A 947-nucleotide genomic window follows, 5' to 3' on the forward strand; every position below is an offset into this window, starting at 1 on the left:
CGCCAGCAAACACATGGCCGCTGCCGCCAACCCGCTGGCCGCCGAGGCCGGGCGCGAGATGCTGCGCAAGGGTGGTTCGGCGATTGATGCAGCGATTGCGATGCAGGCGGTGCTGACCCTGGTCGAGCCGCAATCCTCCGGGATCGGCGGCGGTGCGATGATCGTGTTGTGGGACGGCAAACAGGTGCGCACCTACGACGGTCGCGAAACCGCACCGGCGGGTGCCACCGAGAAGCTGTTCCTGCAGGCCGACGGCAAACCGATGCCATTCCCGCAGGCGCAGATCGGCGGGCGCTCGGTGGGCACGCCCGGCGTGTTGCGTGCGCTGGAAATGGCGCACAAGCAACACGGTCGTCTGCCGTGGGCCACGCTGTTCGAACCGGCGATCAAACTCGCCGAGCAGGGTTTTGCGATTTCGCCGCGCCTGCACTCGCTGCTGGAATCCGACCCGGTGATCCATAAATCGCCGGACATGGCCGCGTACTTTCTCAACAGCGACGGCAGCGTCAAAGCGGTCGGCACGCGTCTGCAGAACCCGGCGCTGGCCGCCGTGCTCAAGCGCATCGCCAACGAAGGCCCGGACGCGCTGTACAAAGGCCCGATTGCCGAAGAGATCGTCGCCAAGGTGCAGGGTCACGCCAACCCCGGCAGCCTGTCGTTGAATGATCTGCAGCGTTATCAGGCCAAGGAACGCGCACCGCTGTGTACCGACTACAAACGCTGGCAGGTCTGCGGCATGCCGCCGCCGTCGTCGGGCGGGATCGCCGTGGCGCAGATTCTCGGCACTTTGCAGGCGCTGGAAACCCGCGACCCGCGCCTGTCGCTGACGCCACTCAAACCGGTGAAAACCGACAAACCCGCCGGCATCGAACCGACGCCCCAAGCGGTGCACCTGATCGCCGAAGCCGAACGCCTGGCCTACGCCGACCGCGCGCAATACGTGGCCG

Annotated in this window: 1 protein-coding gene; it reads left to right on the forward strand. The window is 66.7% G+C overall.

The features are described from left to right. A partial coding sequence (locus tag DBR18_RS29980) for a gamma-glutamyltransferase family protein (protein ID WP_256588970.1) occupies positions 1–947 on the forward strand: 947 nt, incomplete at both ends.

It is taken from the genome of Pseudomonas sp. HMWF021 (assembly GCF_003061005.1).
Taxonomy (GTDB): Bacteria; Pseudomonadota; Gammaproteobacteria; order Pseudomonadales; family Pseudomonadaceae; genus Aquipseudomonas.